The following is a 2,749-nucleotide window of genomic DNA, read 5'->3' as shown; positions in this document are numbered from 1 at the left end:
GGTACTGGCACCGGCGAAGGACCCGCTGCCGCGCCGTCGCGAGCGGTCGGCGGGACGCGCCGGCTGCTGGTACGGCTGCACTTCTACGCGGGCGTGCTGGTTGCGCCGTTCCTGGTGATGGCCGCGCTCACCGGGCTCGCTTACACCCTCACCCCGCAGCTCGACGCTTTGGTCTACGCGGACGAGCTGTATGTCGATCGGGTCGGGGCGCATCCGCGTCCGCTCGCCGAGCAGGTCACGGCGGCTCGGGCCGTCCATCCGGAGGGGACCGTGTCGGCCGTCCTGCCCGCTGACGCCGCCGACCGGACCACCCGCGTCGTGCTCGACGTGCCCGGCCTCGGGGAGAAGCAGCGCACCGTCTACGTCGACCCGTACACCGGCCAGGCGCAGGGAGCGCTGACCACTTGGTGGGGGAGTACTCCGCTGACCACATGGCTCGATGACCTGCACCGCAACCTGCACCTCGGCGCGTTCGGGAGGCAGTACTCCGAGGTGGCGGCAAGCTGGTTGTGGGTGGTGGTCGGTGGTGGCCTGGTTCTGTGGGTGCTCAGATGGCGTAACTCCCGGCGGGTGCGGCGGGTGCTGCTGCCCGACCTGGGCGCGCGGGGCCGACGCCGCACGATGGCCTGGCACGGCAGCGTCGGGGTGTGGCTTGTGGTTGGCCTGCTGTTTCTTTCTGCTACCGGCCTGACCTGGTCGCGGTACGCTGGTGCGCATTTCAGCTCGGTGTTGGACGCGCTGCACGCGCACGCTCCGGAGCTCGACACCGTCCTGCCTACACCCGTCGTGGCCGCATCCCACGCGGGCCATGCGATGGCCGCCACGAGTACGGCCGAGGCCGGTTCCGTGACCGGTAACGGTGAAGCGGGCGTTGGTGAAGCGGGCGTTGGTGAAGCGGGCGTCACCGGGCAGGTCGACCGGGTCCTCACCGCGGCGCGTGGGGCCGGGCTGGACGGACCGGTCGAGATCGACCTGCCCGCCAAGCCGGGCGTGGCCTGGAGCGTTGCCCAGACCGACAAGTTGTGGCCGGTGCGGCTCAGCCAGGTCGCGGTCGATCCCGCCGATGGCCGGATCATCTCTCGGGCCGACTGGGCTGACTACCCATTGCTCGCGAAACTCACCAAGCTCGGGGTCGCCGCGCATATGGGCCTGCTGTTCGGCCTAGCCAACCAGCTGCTCCTCGCATCTTTGGCGGTTGGCCTGCTGTGTATGATCATTTGGGGTTATCGGATGTGGTGGCAGCGGCGGCCCGTCCGTGATGAACGGCGGGCGCTCGTCGGTCCGGCTCCGGCACGCGGGACCTGGCGTGGGTTGCCGCGACCGGCGCTCGTCATTGGGATTGTGCTCACCGCTGCCGCTGGTTGGGCACTGCCCGTTCTCGGTGTGACCCTGCTGGCCTTCCTCATGTTTGACGTGGCTCTCGGCGCCATCCGGCGGGCGCGGCGGCGTGGCGGCACACCCGCCTGACCCGACATCACCCCGCGGCCCTGCGGCGGCACCGGCAGCCGTTGCCACCGGGCTGGGCCGCGGGGCTGGGCTCGCTCCGCCGACCGACCGAAGCCGTGGAACTCGATGACGGTGGACTCGTTTGTTTCCCGGAGCGTGCCCGCGGACGGTTCGACGAAGCGAGGTGCGTGCCCCAACCTCGCGACGCCGCGTCCCCTGTTGCCTGGCCGGAGCGGGCTGACGATGCGGCCGACAGCTCCTGAGGGGGCTGTGAGATCCTGGGACAGCACATGGCGGGTACATGGCAGGCAGACCCCGGCGAGCCGGACGTAGCCTGACAGCGTTTCCGCAGGTCAGGAGGGCTCGCCTAGTGGCCGATGGCGGCGGTCTTGAAAACCGCTAGGGGTGGCAACGCTCCTCGTGGGTTCGAATCCCACGCCCTCCGCTCTGACCAGGAGAAAAGCGCTATGCCGCAAGGGTTTTTGCGGCTCTGCGGAGATCGCATCGACATCCCACGTCCGCCGGTCGTTCCCGGCTGCTGCTGCCGATCGCCGGTCGCTCGCGGACAATACGCGGTCGCGATCATGGGGCCGCCGACAGACCAAGCGCGGCAGCGACGCGGAGCCGCGCGGCCACGTCTTGGCCGACGATGCACTTCGCGTAGACGTGCAGCAGGACCGCGACGGAGTGCCCGGCCCACTCGGCGATCAGCGTCGGTGGGACCCCAGCGTTGAGCCAGGTCGAGACCGCCGCGTGACGTAGGTCGTAGGGCGTGCCAGCGAGCGGGGAGGCAACCTCGCCAGCCGTGCGTGTCCGGCGGCGGCCCTCCTCAACGTGGTAGATCACCCGGCAGTCGCCCACCCTGAGCCGGAACACACCCGAAGGCTCACCAACGAGTGCTCGGAGCCCGTGGGGACGAGGATCGTTCGACAGCTGCGTTACCGCCGCCAGCACTCGGCGCGCTGCCACACCGTCGAGCTTATGCCTGGCTGAAGTCACGGCAGCCCGTCCCGCCATCGCGGGGCACCTCGCCGATATCCATAGCTGCGGCGCCTACCGGCGCGATCGACATCTGCGGGCTGAGCCGCATCGACCACCTCGACACCCTCCGCGTACAGCACCCACGCTTAGGCTGGCCCGCAACCCACGCCGCAGTACTGGTGATCGCGACGGGCCTGCCGATCCTCACCGCCGATTGCGAGCGGTATAAGGGCGTCCCTGCCGACCTACTGTCATTGTGAATGATTCCCGTAGGTCGTCGGCGGGGTGGGGATGGCTCAGCCGATGCGGCGGCCAGGCCTTT

Annotated in this window: 1 protein-coding gene, 1 tRNA gene and 1 pseudogene; 2 read left to right on the top strand and 1 reads right to left on the bottom strand. The window is 69.8% G+C overall.

The annotated features are described in order from the left end of the window. Nucleotides 1-1,467 (top strand): PepSY domain-containing protein (locus MJ783_RS20070; protein ID WP_239312638.1); only part of this gene is annotated, 1,467 nt, incomplete at its 5' end. Nucleotides 1,468-1,802: 335 nt separating this feature from the next. Then, nucleotides 1,803-1,891 (top strand) — tRNA-Ser (locus MJ783_RS20065). Between the two features lie 137 nt (nucleotides 1,892-2,028). Here MJ783_RS20065 and MJ783_RS23450 read toward each other — a convergent pair. Continuing rightward, nucleotides 2,029-2,238 (bottom strand): annotated as a pseudogene (locus MJ783_RS23450) (integrase); the annotation flags it as partial. Between the last annotated feature and the right edge of the window lie 511 nt (nucleotides 2,239-2,749).

It is taken from the genome of Protofrankia sp. Cj3 (assembly GCF_917627355.1).
Taxonomy (GTDB): domain Bacteria; phylum Actinomycetota; class Actinomycetes; order Frankiales; family Frankiaceae; genus Protofrankia.
The sequence above is the reverse complement of the archived record's forward strand: the minus strand, read 5'-3'. Positions and strand labels throughout refer to the sequence as shown.